Consider the following 21,561-nt stretch of genomic DNA (forward strand, 5'->3'; position numbering starts at 1 on the left):
GGCTACACCGTCCGCTACGGCTCCACCGCCAAGCACAGCCGAAGACGAACAGCACCAATGGTCCGGACGATCCCCGGTTTCGGTAACCGGGGATCGTCTGCTATGTATCGTCCTGTACTCCGGCGGCGGGATCCTGCCCTGGCCAGGAAGCCAGTCGGCAGGACCTGTGCGTAGGGTTGGCGCCGTCAGTGACGAGCGTTAGGAGTCCGTCGGCGGTAAGGCCGTCGAGGTTACGGGCGACGCGCTCGGAGGCACCGACGGCTCGGGCTATCTGACGGGTCGCCGCTCCTGGGTTGCCCCGCGACGTGCGCGAGGACCTCGCGGTCCCGGTGATAGCCGCGCTGCAGCAGATCTTCGCCGCACAGGCCGTCCGTGCAGATGCAGAGGCACAGTGCCGTGGACAGCGACGCATAGTCCTCCGTCTTTTGGCCGTCCACGCATTCATGGCGCCGAGCGCCAAGAGGGCAGGGGCAGTGAAGCGGGCAGATCGCAGAGCAAGTTTCGACAGAAGGGCCTCCTTGGGACAGAGCTCGGCCGCGAGGCCGAGGGGCGCGGGCTGCCGAAGCGGCCAGCCGTAAGCCGACTGCCCCAGAACCCCTCATCCCTTCGCTGACCTTGTGCTTTCCGGGACGTTGTACGTTGACATGGTCCCGGCGGAGGTTCCAGTCCCTTTGGGCTCTTTCTCGTCTGCCGTGGGCGAATGCCCTGCCGACGCCGCATGTGAGACGCCCGTCAGCTGGTCCCACCCGGACGGCAGAACGGCGGTCTCTTCGCTCTCTCGAGCCTTGGGGAGATTATTGCTGCCGAGGCCCCGCTTCTTATGCACAAGGGCACAAACCTGATAGAAGCGCAGCAAAGGGGCGACCCGTCATCTAGGCGGGGATCCATGACACAGCCGCGCGCACGATATCGAGGACCGTTCACAGATGCTTGCCCTCGAAGCAACGCCCGCCGAGATCGATGAGCTGGACCAATGCCAGCGCGACGCTCTTGATGCGTGCGTCATCGCAGCAATGACGTTGTGCACCCCCGAGGGGGGTGCGCGAGGTCGTGCGCGTCTCCTGATAGAGTGTCACGGCCGCTATACGCGGTCGTGGGGTACATTCGGGAAAGCAGCTTCGTTCCCTGCCTTCCTGAACCAGCTGCAGTCAGCACCTATTGGCACGTTGCTGCCGGGTCCTGGTTCGTGGTCAGAGATCTGGGACGTGCGTCTGCTGGAGGATGACGGCACTGCCACGGCCGCCCTGACGCGTCTGATTATGGAAGCGTCAGCTCAGGCCCACGAGGTGCCTGGGCTCTCGGCTGATCTGCGGCACCTTCACAGTGTGCTGCGAGCCCTGGGGAAACTGCCATCGGGGGCGCGGCTGTCTCGTATCGCGGCCGAGGCTGTGCAGCACGCCGTATTTCGTACTTTGCAGCAGGCCGGGTTCGCCGCCTACACCGAAGGCCGCAGGACCTTGGTGAACGAGCCCGTCCTTGGACGGCGTGCCCTGTCTCGCTATGCCCTTCTCACGGACCTGGGCGTGTATACGGGTATTTCCCCCGTCCGGCAGTTCGCTGGCCAGTGGGCGCCCTGTCCGCTGTGCAAGTGGACCATGCGGGCAACGCCACGAGGCCGCCACGACGCGGAGTTGGCCTGTGAGGACGAGCGCCATCGCCAACGGGGTGCGCGCTTCAAGATGGAGTCGGACGACGGACATTGGCGGCTCAAGCCACTGGGTGAGATCCGGGAGATCCCCGAACTCCGCCCTGTCGAAGGGTGGGTCGCTCTGTCGTACGGGCTGTGGCAGTGGATCACGATTCCCGGGTTGCTGGAGATTGACCTGGAGGCGCTCGCTGACGGGGCAGGCGCAGATGTTCGCCTGTGGCCGTTCGGCGACAGCTACGACCTCCACATCACGAAGAGCGGCCTCACCTGGCGCGTCGATGTCAAGACCTGGGCTGACCCCCAGGGCATCGCGGAGCAGATGCGCGCGGATCCGGAGGGCTGCTCGGGTCTGATCGTCGTCATCCCCGAGCACCTGCGCGGATACACCGCTGTGCTGTACCGGGTACTGGGCCCGTTCGGCGCGAGGGTGATCACGGATCTGGATCTCATCGCGGAGGTTCGCGCGGCATGAGCCGAACTCTTGCGGCGGCTCTCGCGCTGGCCGAGCACTACTTTCCGGCAAAGGATGACGAAGGCCGTGCAGTCGTCCGGCTGGAGGATGCCCACGTCCTGATGTCAGGGCAGTTGGCGCATGTGTGGCCCGAATGGGACTCACTGACGTACCCCGAGCAGCAGCGCATCGGGAGGCTAGTCGCTCAGAGGTCTCGCGGCGAGGCGGATCTGACGTCGGTACAACGCCGTGTGCGCAAGTGCTTCGACCAGCAGTGGGAAGATCCCGTCTTCCACCGCTACGCCGCAGGGGCCCGGGATGGCTGGCGCATGGTGGAGGTGTACCCGCGCCACGGCCAGGATCCGCTGGAGTCGGCGGACCGGCTGCTCGTGCCCACGGACCGGGAGGTCCAGATCCGCGTGGCCAGCGGTGGCGGCTGGGTCGCCACCAGCTCCCGCGGTCCGCTGCAGCTGGCCTTCGAGACCACCGCCATGCCCTACAACCCGCCCGTCATCACCACGGTCGACGCGACCGGCCCGATCCCCATCAACCCGAATGTACTGAGCTGGCTCACGCGCAAGACCGACGTCGGAATGGGTGGCGATCCGTTCCGGGAGCGACAGGTGGGGCTCCTGCTGAGCGGCACGATGGGGGGAGGGAAACTTCCGCAGTCCGCGGTGCTGATGGACCCCGGGCTGATGCGTCATCTGAGCGCACCGACGGGTGTGGGAAAGAATGTGTTCGCCCGCGCCCAGGCCAAGCAGCTGGCCCGGGACGGCTACACAGTCACCCTGCTGGTCAGCGACAACGCTGATGTCTTCGGCGAGGTGGCCACGCTGCGGCGGGAGCTGGCCGCCTTGAGCCTCGATGTGGCGGTGACGCCCTTGATCGCGCCGGGAAGTCGCCACGAGTTCACACTCCAGACCGCGCACAAGGCAGTCGACGAGCACACTGCCCTCTCCCAGATGCCGGCCGACCTCATGGAACGCCTGGCCGAGTCGGGCTATGGCTGCGCGGTTAGGGCGCAGTTGGAGGGGCGCGACGCCTTCGGTGACGGGCGGGAGCCGTGCAGCAGCCTGCGTCATACGGACCCCGACGGTCCCCAAGGCGCGGCCTTGTGCCCGTTCGTGAACCGGTGTGACAAGTTCTCCCATATCCGGGCTGCCTGCTCGGCCCAGATCATCGTGACGACGCATGCCTGTTTCCAGCGCGGCATGGTGAAGATCCCCGTCATCGTGGACGGCGAACTGCGTCGTCAGGTGAGCGTGCGCGAGACGCTGCTGCGTCTCTCCCACTTGGTAATCATTGATGAGGTCGACGCCTACCAGTCCCGTGGCTTCGAATCGTCGCAGAGCTTGGTGCTGGCGTCGGTCAGCGAACCGAACACCATGATGCGAAAGATCCGTGACAACCTGCACCGTGCCCCTGAACGGCTGCGACTGGAGGCGCGGGGACCGCTGACTCGGGCCGTCTTCCTCTCCGAGCAGCTCTTGGACCTGGCCAGCAGTGGCGAGGTGTGCACGGAGACATATCAGGCGCACGCGTTGGCCTCGGGGCAGGACCCGCGACGGATGCGGCAGGTGCTCCGCGACCGCCGGCGCTGGTATCAGCCGCATCATTGGGACCGCGAACTCCTCGAAGATCTCATCGGCGTAGAGGTCGATGACAGCGCCTCCATCGCGCAGATGGACCAGCTGCAGGCCCTTCTGCCACCTGTCGCTGCCCGTCCGGAAGACCGCGTTTCCGCTGATGTGCTGCCCGACCATCTGCGGCAGATCCCCAACGTGCTGGAGCGGATGCTCAGTATCGACAAAGGCGGTCAGTGGGAGCTCGACGAAACCAAGGAGTTGCTGCGCGAGGTCGTGGAGAAGGCCGTCACCAAGCTCGCCAAGCACCGCGAAGGCAAGAAGAGGGACACGGGTCAGCAGATCCACGAAGCATCACCGCCTCCCGAGCAGAAGAGCCGCAGCGAAAAGCGCCAAGAGCTGCCTGCCCCGGTCCTCGCCGCTGGAGTCTTCCACGCGGTGATGATGAAGGCATGGCTGAGCGCGTTGAACCACACTGTGTTCGATCTCGCCGACCGGGCCGGTGAACTGGCTGGTCACGGCATCGACGCCGCCTCCACGCTGGCCGATGCGGTCGGGCACCGCGACACCGGCAACATCGTTCCCTTCGGACCACTGGGACAGCAGATCAGCGGCTTCCGATTCGAGGGCCTGGACGACCCCACGGCAAAGCCCTGCCTACTCATGGAAGTGTTGCGCGGCGATCCGCACACCGAGACCGCCTATCTTGGCGACATCGTGTCGCTGGCCCTCGCCGGCCACCGCAGGGTCATCCTGGGCATGTCAGCAACCGGATATCTGCCCCGGGCAGCCCGGACGCACCTGCTGGCCGAGCCGCAGTGGACGATGCCCGACGCGCAGCAGGGCGGCCTCACCATCTTCCGCAGCACCCCCGTCGTCGACCAGCGCACCCTGGCGGTGGGCAGTACTCCCTACCGTGAACGCGCCCAACGCGTCGCCGCTCTGGCCAGCGGATACGCGGCTGCCCTGATCGCAGACCTAGCCCGCTTGGCCGCCGACCCGGCCACCGCACATCGTGCCCGGGCTCTGATCGCCGTCAACTCCTATCCACAGGCGCGCTGGTTCGCCGCCGCCTTGTACGAAGCCGCGCTGGCCTTGGGCTGCAAGCTGAAGATCTGCGTAGCCACCCCCGACAAGGAGAACCCCGACCTGCCGCCGGTGCCCGACGCGGTCAGCCTTGTCACCCGCGACCAGTTCTCGCAGCTCGCCGAACGCGGAGGGGAGGTCCTCATCTCACCGCTGCCGCGCACCGAACGAGGCCTGAACATCCTGACCACGGCGCCATCGGGCAAGCGGGAGTCGGCGATCACCCTGATCGGACTCGCCATTCGCCCGGTCATGCCCGTGGACGAACCGCCCGTCCTGGCCGCCAGCATCGCGTCCTGCGCTTGGCGTTCCACACCCCGTACAGGCTCTCCTGCAGCCCGCCTCGCCGCGATCCGCAAGACGGCCCGGCAGCGTCTGTGGGCCATCCTCGCGGCCCCCAAGCGGTTCACCGCCCTGCCCGACGATCTACGCAGTGAGCTGATCGCCACCCTGCTGGGGCAGTGCATCCAACTGGCCGGGCGGGGCAGACGGGGCCAGACCCACGTCGAACTGCACTTCATCGACGGTGCCTTCCATGACACCACCTGGGGCAGCGACCTGCCCACCCTGGTGCGCGACCTGTACACAAGCTACACCGCCACGGAACTAGCCGGCACCGGCCGCACCTACGGGTACACCGCCGAGGAGTTCCTCGACTACGCCCAGGCCCCCCATCTGCGCGCCGGCCTGCGGAACGGATACCCCGACCACTTCGGAGTTGCCGCATGAGCCCATGTCCCCCCGGCGACGAGACCCGCAAGCGCGCCGGCCTCCTGCAATACCGCACCGACGCCAACGTCCTGGGCACTGTCTATGCCTACCGTCCCGGCCCCACAGCCTTTGGGATCTGGTGCGACCTGTGCAGCGCCTACAAGGAGCGCTTCGGCGACAAGAGGAAGGACGTGCAGCCCCCGTACCGCTCCCTGGAGGCCATCCTGCGGGCCGTTCTCGGTGACTGGGCACGCTGGGATGTCAGCGACGGGCAGGCACAGCTGATCACCGGTGCAGAGATGACGGCCGAGGACCGTTATGACGTCTTCCTGTACTGGGGCGAGGCGATCTTCCCCGACGGGCACGGCAGGCAGCTCGCTCAGCAGTTGGCCGAGCTGGTCGCCCAAGCACTGCCGCTGCCCTACCCCGACCTCCCACGCCCAGTAGCCGGACGACGCACCCTGAGCTGGTGGCCCGGCGAACTCGCCCGCTGGCGCCTGGCCCAGGACCTGGCCCGCATCGACTGGAAGCTCGGCGCCAAGGATCCGGTCCGCTTCACGCTGTGCACTGACGGAACACTCGCTGCCATCGGCCACGAGCTGCCCAGTGCCCCCGATTCCCAGGGAAGAATCCGCCGCCTCCTGCCCCGCATCAAGATCGGCACGGCAGCCACAGGACACTCTTCGCGCCACGCAGTCACCATCAATGCAGTCGCCACGCTGCTGGCCAACCGGTGGTACGGCGTCGCCACAGTCCTGCTCTCCAACCCCGAGCAGCCGCTCGCGGTTGCCGCTCACACCGACGGCCTTGCGTGGCAGCGCCGCTTGAACGTGCCCGCTGTCGCCGCCAGCCGACGGCTCGCCGGCCTATCCCGGCTGAGCCGACGCGTCCCGCCCTTCCCCGAGACGCTGGACGAACAGGCCATCGCGCCCGATGCCGAGCTGGGCGCGGTGCGGGCCGTCGCCCCCAAGAGCGTCGTCACACCCGGCCTCGGGCGCGGCCACGGGATGGAGATGTTCCGCCGGATCGAGGAGCACATCGACGAACACTGTGAGCGCTACCGATCCCGCAGCCCGCTGTATGTCGAGGTGCCGGACCTCTCCGTGCCACCGGGCAAGACCGGCATCCGTATCAGCGGCCCGATCCTTCCCAAAGACCTGCCCGCCGCCATGGACGCTGCCCAGCTCGACACGGTCCTGGTCGTGGTGCTGTGGCACACGGATGAGGTTCGTGCCCGCCTCCAGCGCGAGATCGCCCGGCAGTGGAACCTCGATGTTGACTTCGTCGCACCGGACAACACCGTCGTGACCGAAGTGATCCCGGGCCGTGTGCACCTGCTGTTTCTGGAGGACAAGGCCGGGGCGCTCACGCACGGCCCCGCATCCTCAGCACACCGCCAGCAGCAGCTCGAGGCCCTCCTGGCTCCGCATCTCACGCCAGGACTGACGATCGCGGCCCTGTGCGAGACCCAATGGGACCCCGACCGCAAGTTCGCCACCCCGGAGGAGAAGGAACAGGCTGAGGCCGAAGACGGCAAGTGGCCTTCGAAAGCCGCGCTGGCCCGCATGGGCATCACATCGCAGTACATCAAGCAGGCCCCTGCCCCCGTCCCCACGCACAAGAAGAACGGCGAGCCCTGCTCCCCCAAGTACATCGAGAAGGCCACCGCGGCACGGGAGTCGGGCCTCGCCAACTCAACCGAGAACTCGCTGCGCGACATGCTCCGCGGCCTCGGCCTCGCCGACCACCGCCTCGGCGCTGCCTTCGGCCCGCTGCCGCTGCGCCCTTGGTGGCACATCGGTATCCACGTACGACGCCACAACCAGCCACGCCGGTACGGCCAGCGCAACACCAAGCCCGCCCCCATCACCATCACGCTCACCGCCATCCGCCCCACCGGCGGCACCAGCGAACCATGGACCATGTGGGCCTACTCACCTGTCACTTCCCAATGGGCCCCCTACCTCCACACCCGCCTGGCCGTGCACGCCACTGAACTCGGACTCGACGTCGCCAGCTTCGAAACCGTCGGCGACGAGAGCCACCAAGCATCCGCCGCGGCACAGATCACCGAGACCGCTCTGCTGGCAGCCCGAACTCAACTGCCTCTGCCTGGACCCATGGTGATCTACGTCAACGGCGACACCTCCGAGTACATCTGGGCCGGCCTTCGAGATGAGAACATCGGTCAGCAGCCCCCCAGCGACCTTCCACGACCAGCCTCGTGGCTGCCCGGGCACGGCCTTCCGCGGGCCCAGCGCCCCATGGCAGTGGTGCGCACGATCACCGACCTGGAACGCATCGGCCGCCCCACCGGCGCCTACCTCTACGGCAAGGACGGTCAATGGCGTCGCACCAGCACCACCAACAGTCCGTTCCAGCTTGCCTCGGACGACGGTGCAACTTACCTGCCCGACTTCCTCCTCATCAGCGTCCCGCGCACATATGCCGCTGGGCCCGGCGGCCGTTTCGGAGGTGAATACACCCGGCTAGACCTGCAGGCGAAGGCACGGCAAGGAAAGAACGGATACGCCCACACCGCAGTACGCCTCACCGTCATCGTCGCGGCAGAGACAGCCGATGCAGATCTCATCGGCAAAGTCGGGGTCGTACTCACCAACCAGGGCGTCAGTTGGGATGGTCGACAGACCGAGCCCACACCTCTTCGTCTGGCAAGGCAGATCGACAAAGACCACCCCTACTGGCGACGCAGCTGCGAGGAGACGGAGCTACAGACTCCAGAAAGCAATGCAACCGGCGACCACCTGTGAACAGCGAGTTTCGCGTGCGGCCGAAACTCTCCTCCCAGCAGCAAGTACGCCTTCAGCACGCCTAGTTCAGCGAACACGCCTCAAACTCGACGCATTTACCAGCTCAGTTCTGGTCCTGGGTTGTGTACGGCATTGTCAACTCGTGCTCCTCCAGGCTGCGCAGAACTGCCGTGCCATTTGAAATCTTATTGAGCAGGAACAGTTCCCGCGTGCGGCAATCCGAGCACAGGCTGACCATGGCCAATGGCCATAGATCGATCGGAACGCCTGGCGGGGTGCCGTCGACATATATCCTGTCCGGCCGCAGGGGGTGGTTGATCGGCCGGCTAAACGGCTCCCAGCTCGGGTGGCTCCCTCGTAGCCTCAGGCCCACAGCCTGGAAGGAGGAATCATCGAGGTATTCACAGCGCTCCACCCAAAACCAGTCGGTGCTCGACAGCCAGTTGACTGAGTTGAGCGCCGAGACCACATACGGTTCGAGCTTTTCGACGTCCTCGTCGAGTTCGTGACTCCTGCGTACTCCGTGAGCGTGGTGAGAATTATTACGGAGATCCTTGATGTCCTTCAGAAGTGATAGCGTGACGCCGTGTTCGCGGAGCGCGACAAGTTCCGGCAGCTGAGGCGTTGGGACCTCATCCATGAATCTCTTAATGAGCGTGGTCCAGGTGCCAAAGGTCGCCCCTTGACCGAAAGTTTTACGTAGAGAGCTGGTGAAGCTCCCGTGGTGCGCAATGAGTTCATGCAATGCAAGGACGCCCAGAGTGCGTGCCGTTCCTTCACCAAGCTTGAGCAGTCCGTCCTTCCTCTCGGCCGGGTGAGTGCTCACGCGGTAACGCCGCGCGAGAGCGGCTACGTGAAATGGATAGCTCGCCTCCGCACGCCACACGGGGTCATCGAAAGGGCGCACCAATTGTCCCGCGAGGCGCGCTTCGCGGGCGATGAACCGGATGGACTGACGGATCTCCGCAACGCGTGTCTCGGGGCCGGCGAAGACGTTCGGCAGGATGCCGTCCGTCGCCATTCGCAGCGCATGACGGCCCTCCTGCACCTCTGTCAGCAGATCCTCGACCTCCGGGGCTGCGACCAACTCCACTGGTACGGGCGTGTCGAGCAGCTCTCGGGCTTGCGGGTAAGCCGCGTTGCTCTTGCGGGAGTTTAGCCATTCGCATAGTCCACGGCCGCTCCCCGGGGTGGGGTGCAGCACGAACAGCCGAGTGACTGCGTCACCGAACCCTGAAGGCAGAAGGCGCCAGTTACCAGAGCGCCCGACCAAGTCGCCGCCCGTGCATGGTGTCAGTTCGGAGTCATCCAGTTCCGCATCTGGCAGTTCCAAGACCGAGTCGACACTGTGCAGGTAGGAGGCCGTGAGGTGCTTGGGCGGGATGGGCTCTACCTCGCCGCGTCGCGGACGTCGCAGCTTGACACGCTCTGTCTCCAGCTGTGCGAAGGCACGCAGCGGCCCGAACTCCCCGTCAAGCTCCGCGACGTAGAAGAGCGAAGTCCGGATAGCGCACCCGAGCCGGGTCTTCGCATGGTCGAGCCAGGCATCTGGAGCGTGGGGCAGCACCTCTTTGCGGAAGTATTCATCAGGATCGTCCCGCAACGGCACGACGACCAGGTCACGCAACTCCGGATCAGGTTCCGTCACACCCCGGCGATGCTGCACTTCTCCTTGGTCATCGCGCACCCCGATCGCGTTTCGGACGCTCCTTTCGAAGGCGGCACCTCGCGGCCAGGTGTGGCCGACGGTCGCGACCGCGTGCCGTAGTGCCGAGAAGGCGTCTGAGCTGGTGGTCCAAGACGTTCCGACGAGCCCACGCAGCGCGCCAACCAGCTTCTCGGGCTGGTCCCCTCGTTGGATCAGCCGCAGGGAGGAGAGCTGCTGCAAGCCGTCGGTGGTGAGCTCGAAGCGCAAGCGCAGCGGGCGCTCGATGACAATCTGCCGGTACAGCAGGTCCTCGTTCCGCACGACACTCACCTGGTCGCGGGGAGACCCGCCGACCGGAGCCGACAGCGCCTCTTCGTAGAGCCGGACGATCTTGTTAAGTTGATCGGGGCCGAGGTACTTCCGCTTGCTGCCCGATGGCTGCCGCGTCTTCTGCCAGTGGTCCTGCGCCTTGACCAGGGCCACCCTGCCCCTGTGCGCCAACTTCTTGCGATTACTCAGGACCCATAGGTACGTACTGACCCCGGTGTTGTAGAAGAGTTGGTCAGGCAAGGCGACGATGCCCTCGAGCCAGTCATTCTCGACAATCCATCGCCGGACGTCGGACTCACCCAGGCCAGTGGCTCCCCCCTGCATGGGAGAGCCACTGAAGAGGACCACGACACGACTGCCACCATCACCGGAAGCGTCCACCGGCTTCATCTTCGCCAGCATGTGCTGAAGGAAGAGCAGCGATCCGTCGCTGACACGCGGCAGTCCCGCACCGAACCGTCCTGCATTGCCCAGCTCATGCTCGGCGCGGACCTGTTGCTCAGCGTGCTTCCAGCTGAGGCCGAACGGAGGGTGCGCCAACAGGTAGTCGAAGCGCTGGTCCCTGAAGAGGTCCTCCCGCAGGACGTTCCCGAACAGGATCTGTCCCGGATCGCGTCCGCTCATCAGCATGTTGGAGCCAGCGACAGCCCAGGTCTCGGCGTTGATCTCCTGGCCGTACAGGGACACGTGCGCCGAGGGGTTGGCGGTCTCGATGCGCTCGGCAACCTCCTCGAGCAGTCCGCCCGTCCCGCAGGCCGGGTCGTGGACCGTGCGGAGCACGCCGGAAAGCGTGAGCTCATGCTGATCGGGCTGCAGCAGCAGTGCAGACATCAGCCGGCCGACGTCACGGGGGGTGACGTGCTCATCGGCGCCAGCCCCTCCTGCCTGGTCGACAGAGCGCCGTACGAGGTCCTCGAACACAAACCCCATGTCGCCGGCAGAGAGGGGTGCCCCCAGGTCCATGGAAAGGAACCGGCTGACGACGGCGTACAGCAGCCCAGCGTGGTGCAGCCGTTCGACGGTGCGGTCGAACTCGAAGCGCTGGAACACGTCCCTGACGTTCTCGGAGTAACCGCGCACGTACTCGCGCAGCAACGCCACCAAGTTGCTCGGGTCGGCGACGACAGCATTCAAGGCGTAGCGACTGGTGTTGAAGAAGGGATGGCCAGAGGCGCGGCGCAGCGCAACGTCCCGGAATGAGTCCGAATATGCACCCTTATCGGCCAATTTGGCCGAGGTGTCCAGCACCTCCTGGCGAGTGGGTTCGAGCAGGCAATCCAAGCGCCGCAGCACGGTGAACGGCAACACAACGCCGCCATACTCTGATGTCTTGAAGTCCCCGCGAAGAAGATCCGTGAGCGACCAGATATGCCTGGAAAGTTGGGTCCCTGAATCGCTCATGGCATTCCCCCTCCGGCCACCCGGCCCCTCCTGCGCTCAAGGCCGATCTTCACACAGCCAGTTGGATCTTACGCAGAGGGCATCACTGCAACGGCCCACTCCTGCCAATCGGTCATTGCCGCTCCCCCGGCGGCAGTCGGCGCCACATGGGCTCGACCTGGCATGACCGCGTCAGGAATTGCTGCGACACGAAGGTATAACGTCACGGGCACGGCGATGTGATCGCCCACCCGACACCCACCGCTTCATCCGTACACGCAATCGACTCGGCGCTGCTGCGGCTTGAATTGCTATGGCCCACCTGGCCGAATTCGTTCGCCGTGCACTGTGCCCCGTTCCATAGCCACCAGGTCTGCGTGGCAGGGCCTCTGTCGTGCCACGCTCAGGCCGCTCTTGGTGTCAGTGTCACCCTTTACGAGTTGGTGCGTGATAGCGGGTGAGGCGTGTTTGGCCTGGTCGTGGCCTGTGCTCAGGTGTTGTTGGTGCGGTCGGAGACGAGGCCGGCGATGGCGCGGTAGGTGTCGGGCAGGCGGTCGCGTCGATGGGTCCAGCGCATCAGTTGCTTCCAGCGTTTGTCGTCGGCGAGGGCGTGTTCGACGGTGATGCGGTCGGAGGAGTGCCCGTGACGGTCGCGTTCCCACTGTTCGACTCTGCCGGGCAATGCTCCGGGCCGGGGTTTTCTGGGCGGTGTGATCGCTTGCCCGCGGTGGTCGCGGCTCAGGCCCAGGTAGCCGTCGTCCAAGAGGACCTCGACATCGGGAAAGTGCTGGAAGCAGACGGCGATGCCTTCGTTGCGGGCGGCCGTGGCGTCGTGCATACGTCCAGGCCGCAGGGCATCGGTCCATAACGTGCGGCCCCGCCAGTCGGCGATCACGGTGGCCTTCATCGTGTTCTGCTTCTTCTTGCCCGAGACGAACGCACGGCGACCGCCGCGGTTGGCCGGCGGCCTGCGGACCTGGATCTCGGTGGCGTCCAGCCGCAGCTCGACGCCTTCGGCCTGGGCGTAGGCGAACACGTCCGTCAGCGTCCGCAGTCGCAGGCCGGGACGGTCGGGGACCGCGCACCCCCGCTCGGCCAGGAGCGTACGTATCTCTGCGATCGCACGGGTGATGGTGGAGCGGTCGACGTCGAACAGCAGCCCCAGCACCGAATGCGGCAGGTCGTGCCGCAGATGGATCAGCGTGGCCACCAGCCGGTCGACGAACACCAGCTGGTGGCGGGCGCCAGCACCCGCGGCCCGCTTCCGGACTCCTCCTCGTGCAGCATGGCGTCGGCCCTCGAGTCCGGCCTGCCACGGCACCGCCAACTCCTCAACCAAGCAGGCGAGATGCCGTCGAGAGATCCCAGTGAACAGCCGATGCGCCAGCACCGCCCGATTAACCATGATCGCCACAACCAGATCATGCCACCTGCCTGGCACGACACCTCACCCGCTATCACGCACCAACTCGTAAGTGACTTCAGAGGGGCTCCCTTGACCCAGGACCCCAGCAGATCCCGGTGCAGGGCCACAATGTCGTGCCGCAGCGCCAGCCCCTGCGCGGCCTTCGTGAACGTACGGCAGGTGGTGACGAACAGAGCAACGTCCGCGCCGTGCTCGAGGCGGGCCGTGCCGACGAACTTCTGCATGTCCTGCGAGGAGACGCTGCGCTCGGGCGCGTACTTCTTACATTGGACGACCAACTTACGTCCGTCCGAAAGGTGCCCGACGACGTCGGCTCCCAGGTCGCCGCTCCTGCCGCTGACCACAACCTTCGTGCAGCCGTCCCGGCGACACAGCTCAGCGACGTAAGCCTCAAAGTCCTGCCAGGACAAGCCGTCCACCTCCGTCATCGATAGTTCTCGCGCCTTCGCCTCCTCCTGCGCCCGCCACTTTCGGTCCTGGCCTACCGCGTCTTGGTGCGCGCGCCACAGCCTCCAGCCGACCCCGGCCACCACCGTCGCGGCGAGCACGGCCACCAGGACCGGCCACACCGCCGTCCAGTTCCCCGCCAGCCACACCGCGGCGACCACCGCCGCGACGATGCCCCATCCTGAAGCTCTTCCTCGGGCACTGGAGCCCCTACGGCCCCACCTACTGACGCCCGCTCCGTCAAACGTCCGGCCCGCCGAAAGACGGCGGCACCGCGCCTGCCACCGTAATCAGCGGCGCCGGGAACGTGACGTGCGAGCCGATCCGACTGGCCCACCCCGTACCTCGCGTCTTGGTAGCGTCAGGGGCGCATATCGTGTCAGGGGGGTTGGGGGAAGAGCATGGGCAATCCGATGAAGCCGCAGCTAGTCTTCGTGCACGGCATCGGCGGCCCCCGAGATCCGAACGCGGAGTTGACCGCCTGGAAGCGCGCCCTGGCGGAGGGCTTCCGCGCCGCCGGAGGGTCGTCGGACATCTCGGCACTGACCATGGACTGGGCGGCGGACAGTCAATTCGCATACTACGGCGATCTGTTCACCGACGGGCAGGCACAGAGCGGCGACGGCGAGGAGCTGGACGAGGAAGAGGCAACCCTCGCGCTAGGCATCCTGGCGGACTTCCTGGACCAGGAGGCCGCCCGGCCTGAGAACAAGGACAATCTCTCTCTGGCACGAGTCCGGGCACAGATTCGGCCTGATGGAGAAGCCCAAGGAGTCGGCGCCGCAGTCGGGCACCTGTGGGCGGTGTGCACGGCGGTTGCGCGTGTACCGGGGATCACCCCCATCGCACGATGGACCTCGGCTCGGGAAGTCCTCGGCGCCATCTCCCAGCCTGCTCGCTACCTGCGTCGCAAGGACGAGGACGAGGACGGCCACACCCTCGACCGGCGGATCCGCGACCGGGTGCTGGCGTGCCTCGATCCGAACCGCCCGGCTGTGGTGATCGGCCACTCCCTCGGCAGCGTGGTCGCCCTGGAAGCCCTAGGCGAACACAATGGTCCCGTGCCTCTGTTCATCACCATCGGCTCGCCGATCGCGACACCAGCGTTCGTCTGGCCCAGGCTACGTCCTCAGCCCCCGACCACGCCCGAATGTGTGTACCGGTGGCTGGACTTCTGGGACGGGGACGACGTGGTCGTGCCCCGCGCCCGGCTCGCCGACGCCATGCTGCCCAACGCCCGTGGCGTTCGGCCCACCCCCGGGCGGTTCGACTCTCGCCTGCTGTGGGCGCACTCAGCGACGACCTACCTCGCCCGCCATGAGATCGCTGAGCCTGTACGGGAGGCAGTGGTCACCGTCCGCCCCGCGGCTTCATGACAGCCGTGCCACGGCATGTACTCGTCGTCGCCACCCAGTGCGAGGCAATGGAACAGGAGCTCAGCCGCCTGGTGGAGGCCGCAGAGGAGCTCCACCACGTACTGACCGATCCGTCGTTAGGAGGCTGTAAGCCTTCCCGGCCCGGTGTGCCAGCCCGTGCCTGCGGATCGCTCCGCTACGGCAGCGCATCGGCTGGCGACGCCCACGGGGGCGGCGCTGCCGCCCTACGCTCCGGCAAGGCGGCCTGTCAGGACATCGTCACGGCAGTGGAACAGGCCATCCGCGACGCCGCGGAGGTCGGCGCGGTCTTGGTGCTGGGATTCCTCGGCCATGGACAGAGCCCCAAGGCCAGTCCGAGGCTCCATTACATGGCGAGCGACAGCAAGCCCGGCGAACTGCTCGGCTCGATCGACATCGGCGCCCTGCTGATACGGGCAGCGGACCACCCCGGCATCGGCGGGGTCATCGGCCTCGTCGACACTTGTCACGCCGGCGCCGCCGTACCCGAATCCAGTGATCTGAAGGGGGGCTTCTCCATGGGCGCGACCAGGCTGTCAGTGCTCATGGCCTCGGCGGCCCATCAGAAGGCGTACGACCTGGACTTCAGTCGCACGCTCACTCGGCTCATCCGCCAAGGACTGCCGGGCAGGGGTCCGACCCTGCGTGCAGCCACCTTGAAACTCGCCCTAGGCGAAAGCCTGTTGAGGCAGAACACCAGCGTCCTCGATCTGGACGGCTCCCCGGACGCCACCGAAGAACTCTGGATCACCGTCAACGCCCGACGGCCGGACCGGCCGGGCGGACGCGCGGGTCGGACCGGCCCGCTCGGCGAGCACGACCTCTCCGAGGCCCTGGCCGCCGAACTGCCCGGCCACCCTCACCCGCCCGGCGGCTGGACGCGTACGGCCCTCGAAGAACTGCACGACACAGCCGCCGGCCCCGTCGGGGCCCTCTGGGTGGAGGACGTGGCTGGGGCGCTCATCAGGGCCGCCGACACGGTGACGGCCGTGGAGGACTGGGCGGAGGGTGAGCTGACCCTCACCGGTCTCCGGAAGGCGCTGCGCGAGCTGAGCCGTCTTCGTCCGCCCGGCGCCGGGCCAGAGGACGAGGGATCCGCGCCGCCTGACGGGCTGAGCACTTCGGAGTTGCTGCGCTACCTCGTCGAGTACGCCGTCCTCCGGCTCACCCGCGTTGGCAGCGGGGCCAACCCTCTCGCCCGCGCGGTGGCGGCCGTCGGCATCCACTGCGGACTGGACACCTCCGATCCGAAGATCCAGGCGTGGGCGCGGCGCACTGGATGCGCGGCCGAACTCCGACAGGCGCACGAGGCGTACGACCGCACATCCCGGGACCGGGCCCTACGGCTGGTCGTCAGCCTCCAGGCGGCCCAGGTCGACTGGCCGGACTCGCTGTTGGCCTGGCTGCTCGACGGGGCGGACTGCCTGGAGCGGACCGAGTGGGCCTGTGACCCCACCCGGGCGGGGGTGGAGCAACGGCTGGCGGAGATCGTCCTGTGGGCCGACGCGCGGGTCGCCGAGCGGGCCCCGGTGCGCCACATCGACATCGCCGCTCCAGCTCCACTGCTGGCCACCTGGCAACCGGAGACGGTACGTGTCGGCCCCTACCGGCTGGGGGCTCGGCGGACCGTCGTGCTGCGCTGGGCCAGACGACTGGCCGTCCCGAGCCACCTGACCGGCATGAACGAGTTCGCCAGACGCCAACTCGAGGAACTAGACGAGACCTTCAACGGCCCGGGCGCACCCATCGACTGGTTGGGCGCCACGGCAACACAGGTGCTCGACGCCCTGCGGGAACGTCTCTCGACTGGGATCTACCGGCGGGCCATCGGCCTCGACCACCGTCCGTCGCACCTCGGCGAGGTGCTGGAGGCCGTGCTGCCGTACTCCCCCATCGTGCTGTGGCCGCGCGGGGAACAGGGCATCGCCGACGACGAGCGGCGCTGCCTCGACGAGCACTGGGATCGGCTGCCTGACCGGTTCACCGAGGCGTACGCGCATCACTGGCAGCAGGAGTATGCAGACGCCGTCGCAGACCCGCTACTCGACCGGCTGGCCCGGCTCAGCGCGGCCTGGCACGACCCCGGTTGGCTCGACTTCTGCCAGCGGACCTCGCAGCACCACCAGCAGCACACCCCGACCACCCCGTGGAGCGCCTGATGTCCTGGAACACGTACTACCGCGGCACCGGTGAACCGCGCTACGTGCCCCTCCCCGCCCCCCCGCCGTGGCGCGCCTTCCCGCGCCAACCGGTCCCCGGCAGCTTCCAGCCCCCGGAAGGGCTGACCGACGCCGTCAACGCCGCCCTCTACCTGCACCGCCCGCTGCTCCTCACCGGGTCCGCCGGCACGGGCAAGTCCACCGTCATCGAACAGGTTTCCGCCGAGCTCGGCCTGGGCCAGGTGCTGCGCTGGCACATCACCTCCCGCAGCACACTGCCCGACGCCCTGTGCCGCTACGACGCCCTCGGCCACATCCAGGCGCTACGCCTGCAACACCCCAACGCCCCGTCCCGCACCGAGGGCCGGGTTCACAAGCTGGCCCGGCGCCGGGGCAGCGGATCCGGGACCGACATCGCGCCGTTCCTGAAGCTCGGCCCGCTCGGCACGGCGCTGCTGCCTGCCGACCGGCCCCGCGCCCTGCTCATCGACGAAATCGACAAGAGTGACCTCGACCTGCCGAGCGACCTGCTCGACGTGCTGGAGAGCGGCACGTACGAGATCCCCGAGCTGGTCCGCCACCCCAGGCTCAGGGTGGCTGTCTCGGAGTGGGACGGATCGCGGACCCACGTCGTGGAGCGGGGCCGGGTGCAGTGCACCCTCTTCCCATTCATCGTGATGACCAGCAACGGCGAACGGGACTTCCCCGCTCCCTTCCTGCGACGGTGTATTCGCTACACCATGCCGGCACCCACACCAGAAATGCTCCACCGCGCGCTCGAGGCCCACCTCGGGCTGCCGATCGCCGCGCACGGCCCGGCAGCGGACCTCGTCACAGAGTTCGTCGAGCGGATCGCGAGGGGTGAATCCCTGGCCGTCGACCAGCTCCTCAACGCAGTACGGCTCGTCACCGACCCTCATGCCCCGAAGGCGGGCGCGCAGCGGGACCGGCTGCTGGAACTGCTCATGCGCGAGCTCGCCGGTGCCTGAGCGGCCGGAGTCCGTGCTGCGTGTCCTGGCGGAGGCGCTGGGGGCCGACACCGACGCCACCTCAATCGCCGACGCCCTGTGGCTGGCGGCGGCTGCGGGGAGCAACCGGTTTGGGCCAACGGACAAGGCACGGGCACCAGTCCCAGCCGCAGACCCGGCCGGCGCGCACCAGGACACCGGGCACGAGCAGGAAGAGGCATCGGCGCCGACGGCACGGCACCCGAAGCCGGACGCGGCGGACCCTGATGCGGCGGACGCGACCTCGCTGGTCCTATACGAACGCCTCCCCGGTGCACGGTCGGCCCCCGGCACCCCGGTGACGGTCGCCCCGGGACGCTCTCTGCCTCAGTCGATGGCCCTCGGCCGCGCACTACGTCCCTTCAAACGCCGCTACCAACACGGCTCACGGCAGGACTTGGACCTCGACGCGACCCTTCGAGACTACGGCCGCAGCGGCGAGCTGGTCCCGGTGTTCGGGCCCACCCCCGAGCCATGGTTCGACGTCCTGCTCGTCGTCGACACTGCCCCGTCCATGGAGCTGTGGAAGAGGACCGTCGGCGAGTTCACCTCGCTGCTGGCAGGTTCGGGCGTCTTCCGGCAGGTGCACACCTGGCGGCTGGCGGCGGGACCACAGCTCACCGACCACCAAGGACGCCCGGCCGCCCCCGGACGTGCGCTCTCCTCCGACGTGCGGCGGCTGATCCTCGTGGTCTCCGACTGTTCCTCGGCCGACTGGCGGGACGCAGGAGTGTGGCAGCTCCTCCGGCGATGGGGCGCAGCCACGCCCACTGTCCTTCTGAACCCGCTGCCGAGCCGCCTCTGGCACCAGACCGCCCTCGATCTGCCCGCCGTACGAGTCACCCAGCGCGGGCCCGGCCTGCGCAACACTGAGCTCGACTACCGGGCACCGCTGTTGCCGCGCACGCAGGAAGGCCCCGGCGCCGAGTGGCTGGCCCTGCCAACCCTCGCATTCACACCGCACTCCATCGGCCGCTGGGCACGGGTCTTCATGCGCGGGGCGCCCCACGGGTGCGACGCCGTTCTCGTCCCTCGGTCCGGCAGGCTCGCCTCGCCCTTCGCGGCACCCGCCGCACCCGCCGGCCGCTCCGGTCCCACCGAGTCCTTCCTACACACCGCCTCACCATCAGCCGTACGACTGGCGATGCTCTGCAGTCCGTTCAGCCGGCTTAGCCTGGACCTCGTACAGCTCCTCCGCCAGGAACTCGTCCCCGAGGCCACCACGGGCGACCTCGCCGAACTCCTGACCAGCTCCCTGGTCACCCTCGCCACGCCGACGGGCGGCGAGCCGTCGGTCATCACCTTCGACCCCGCAGCCCGCGACCGGCTGGCCGCCGACCTCGGGCGCAGGGACGCCCTGCACACCCTGGACACCCTGAGCCGTTACGTAGCGCGCCGTCGGCCTGCCGCCGGCCCGGGCATCGAGGCGACTGCCGTTCCCGACGGGGAACCGCTCCCCGAGGACCTGGCACCCTTTGCCCGTGCCTCGGCCGAGCTCCTCCGGCTGCTGCGGACCGGCACAGTGGTCCCCCTACCGCCGGAGTCCCAGCCGCCGGCGCCAGCGCCACCGGCAGCCCTGCTGCGGGAGGAACCCCGACTGCCGGTTTCGCACCGCAGCGCGGCCCTGCTGTTCGACGCCGAACCATCGAGGCATGCCCCGGCGGGTCCGCGTACGCCCAGGGCAGCGGTACACCTACGAGACCTCCTGATGTCGGACGTCGGTTGGAGGCTGCCGGAGGACCGGTGCACGGCGCTGCCCACCCCTGGCAAACTCCAGCGCGTGGTGAGACTCATCGAAGAGCGCTGCCGATCCGCGGACGACAGCCTCGTGTTGTACGTCGGCGGACATGGTCGACCGGTGGATCTGGAGCCGGTGGGACGGACCCTCGGAGCCTCGGGCCCCGTCTACGCCGTGGTGCTCCTCGACCAGGGTGACGGGCGCCAGGGTGCGGAGCTGCTGATGTCCTCATGGCAGGCGGAAGTCGCCAAGCGAGCGCTCATGCCGGGGTTCCGCCAGCCGACCCTCGAGGTGGCGTTCACGGACGGGCCGGTCAAGAGCGGAGTCGCCGAGGCGCTGCTGCGGACCGCCCGAGAAGGGGTTCCGGATGGACCCCCATACCTGGATCTGCACACGGTCATCTCGGAGTCCCGGCGGTACGGGGACCAGTCTCTGGTTCTGTTGCAGTCTCTGGGGTCCTCCAAACGCGTATGGGTGCGCAACGTGTGCTACGTGCAGCCTGCGCCATCGGCCCTCGGTGCGGAGATCGCCACCGTGTACGCCGAGCTGTGGGAGAGACTCCGCGATCACCTTCCGCAGCACGGCAATAAGTCACACGAAAACGCGGTCGAGTCGCTGCTGCGAGCATTGCTTTTCTTTGCCGCGGAATGGGCGCACAAGAACCTGGTTGTGCGAACGCTCTCGGAACTGGCCAAGAACGTACATGAGTCACTGCAAGGGCAGGGCATCGAGATCCAACACGAACGTGCGGTGGGCGGCCGGGTCAGAAACCTGGTCTGGGATATCGGCGACGCCTACCTCAACGTGACGGTCTCTCGAAGGAGTCGCCGTCAGCGGGCACCAGGGCGACCCCAGAGGCTGTTCGACTCGCCCGTCGCTTTCTGTCTGATCCTCGAGCCGGAGCGAGAGCTGAGAGGCGTGCCACTGTCCCGTCGGGCGTCCGTGCGGGAGGCAGACGGCGGCCCGGGAGCCGATGCGGGCTGCGAGGTAATTCTTACGGTGCCAGGCGCGCCAGCGGAGTCCTCGTTCCCCCCGCAAACCGGTGCTGAGCCGTTGATGACGACGTCCGATCTGGAGGCAGAATTCCATAGGGATACCCTCCCGCGTGCAGTCGAGGTCGCCTGCGAGAACCTCCGTGACGTACCACTCGGCGAGGGGCAAAGGGCCGCCTTCGGAACAGAAGTCGAGCAACTGACCATCGCGCTGGCTGCTCCCGCTCTCGACCAGATCGACTGGCGACCCAGCGGTGCTTATGAGACCGGCCTGGCGGGCGGCAAGGTGTTCGTCGCCGCCCGTCTCGTCCTCGAAGGAGCTCTAGAGCGGACGGCTTTGCCCTTGGCTGACTCGAACGTGGAGGTCGTGGACGACGCCTGGGGCGAAGATACTGTGTGGGTCAGCGTCGAGCGGGACGCCGTGCTGGTCTTCGAGGCCGAGCGGGACCTAGTAACAAGCGACGTTGACCTGGAGTTCTCTACAGCCGAATTTCGCCAGCCATCCGGTCTCCCGTCCGCAGACTAGGCACCCCGACCGTGCTCTGGCATGCAACTGCCGTGCGCTGGAGGAATAGGGCTGGTCACGGTCCGCTCCTGGACACTCGGAACGGTGCGGAATCGGCCGCGTTCTCGGAGCCGAGTATGCGCCCGGCTCATAGGCACGATGGGGCCCTGGACTCCTTGTAGGGTATCCCCCAGCATGGGCTCCCGAGCGGCCTGTCCGCCGTGGTGGCGCAATAGCTGAGCAAGCCGAAGAAACAGCGATAGGCGCGCGATAACACAGGTT

At 67.5% G+C, this 21,561-nt stretch carries 9 protein-coding genes and 1 pseudogene; 7 read left to right on the forward strand and 3 right to left on the reverse strand.

Annotated elements, in window-relative coordinates; all coding sequences use genetic code 11:
* Positions 1 to 926: 926 nt before the first annotated feature.
* The 3 genes from ABT288_RS10600 to ABT288_RS10610 are packed head-to-tail and all read left to right on the forward strand — an operon-like array spanning position 927 to position 8,253.
* The gene (locus tag ABT288_RS10600; RefSeq protein ID WP_351604857.1) at positions 927 to 2,120 is read left to right on the forward strand and encodes a restriction endonuclease-related protein; all 1,194 of its coding nucleotides are present in this window, start codon (positions 927 to 929) and stop codon (positions 2,118 to 2,120) included.
* Positions 2,117 to 5,500, forward strand: a complete 3,384-nt coding sequence (locus ABT288_RS10605; RefSeq protein ID WP_351604860.1) for a hypothetical protein — start codon at positions 2,117 to 2,119, stop codon at positions 5,498 to 5,500. The genes ABT288_RS10600 and ABT288_RS10605 overlap by 4 nt, the downstream gene beginning before the upstream one ends.
* Complete coding sequence (locus ABT288_RS10610; RefSeq protein WP_351604863.1) at positions 5,497 to 8,253, forward strand: RNaseH domain-containing protein; 2,757 nt, start codon at positions 5,497 to 5,499, stop codon at positions 8,251 to 8,253. Before ABT288_RS10605 ends, ABT288_RS10610 begins: the two co-directional genes overlap by 4 nt.
* 103 nt (positions 8,254 to 8,356) lie before the next feature.
* On the opposite strand, the gene ABT288_RS10615 is transcribed toward ABT288_RS10610, so the two are convergent.
* The 3 genes and pseudogenes from ABT288_RS10615 to ABT288_RS10625 form a co-directional block, all read right to left on the reverse strand.
* The gene (locus ABT288_RS10615) at positions 8,357 to 11,632 is read right to left on the reverse strand and encodes a type I restriction-modification system subunit M (protein WP_351604866.1); all 3,276 of its coding nucleotides are present in this window, start codon (positions 11,630 to 11,632) and stop codon (positions 8,357 to 8,359) included.
* Between the two features lie 469 nt (positions 11,633 to 12,101).
* Positions 12,102 to 13,016 carry a transposase family protein gene (locus ABT288_RS10620; RefSeq protein ID WP_351604922.1) on the reverse strand — a complete coding sequence of 305 codons (915 nt, stop codon included), beginning with the start codon at positions 13,014 to 13,016 and terminating at the stop codon, positions 12,102 to 12,104.
* A gap of 68 nt (positions 13,017 to 13,084) precedes the next feature.
* Positions 13,085 to 13,633, reverse strand: a pseudogene (locus tag ABT288_RS10625) (restriction endonuclease); the annotation flags it as partial.
* 264 nt (positions 13,634 to 13,897) lie between these two features.
* Here ABT288_RS10625 and ABT288_RS10630 point away from each other — a divergent pair.
* The 4 genes from ABT288_RS10630 (at position 13,898) to ABT288_RS10645 (ending at position 21,300) form a co-directional block, all read left to right on the forward strand.
* On the forward strand, positions 13,898 to 14,860 hold the full coding sequence (locus ABT288_RS10630) for an alpha/beta hydrolase family protein (RefSeq protein WP_351604868.1): 963 nt from the start codon (positions 13,898 to 13,900) through the stop codon (positions 14,858 to 14,860).
* 266 nt (positions 14,861 to 15,126) lie between these two features.
* Positions 15,127 to 17,037: a vWA-MoxR associated conflict system protein gene (locus tag ABT288_RS10635; protein ID WP_351604871.1), complete on the forward strand. Its 1,911-nt coding sequence runs from the start codon at positions 15,127 to 15,129 to the stop codon at positions 17,035 to 17,037.
* Positions 17,037 to 18,026 carry a MoxR family ATPase gene (locus ABT288_RS10640; RefSeq protein WP_351604873.1) on the forward strand — a complete coding sequence of 330 codons (990 nt, stop codon included), beginning with the start codon at positions 17,037 to 17,039 and terminating at the stop codon, positions 18,024 to 18,026. The genes ABT288_RS10635 and ABT288_RS10640 overlap by 1 nt, the downstream gene beginning before the upstream one ends.
* Positions 18,019 to 21,300 (forward strand): SAV_2336 N-terminal domain-related protein, encoded by a 3,282-nt coding sequence (locus ABT288_RS10645; protein ID WP_351604876.1) that lies wholly within the window; start codon positions 18,019 to 18,021, stop codon positions 21,298 to 21,300. The genes ABT288_RS10640 and ABT288_RS10645 overlap by 8 nt, the downstream gene beginning before the upstream one ends.
* Positions 21,301 to 21,561 lie beyond the last annotated feature (261 nt).

Source organism: Streptomyces sp. NPDC001093 (genome assembly GCF_040298985.1).
Classification (GTDB): domain Bacteria; phylum Actinomycetota; class Actinomycetes; order Streptomycetales; family Streptomycetaceae; genus Streptomyces.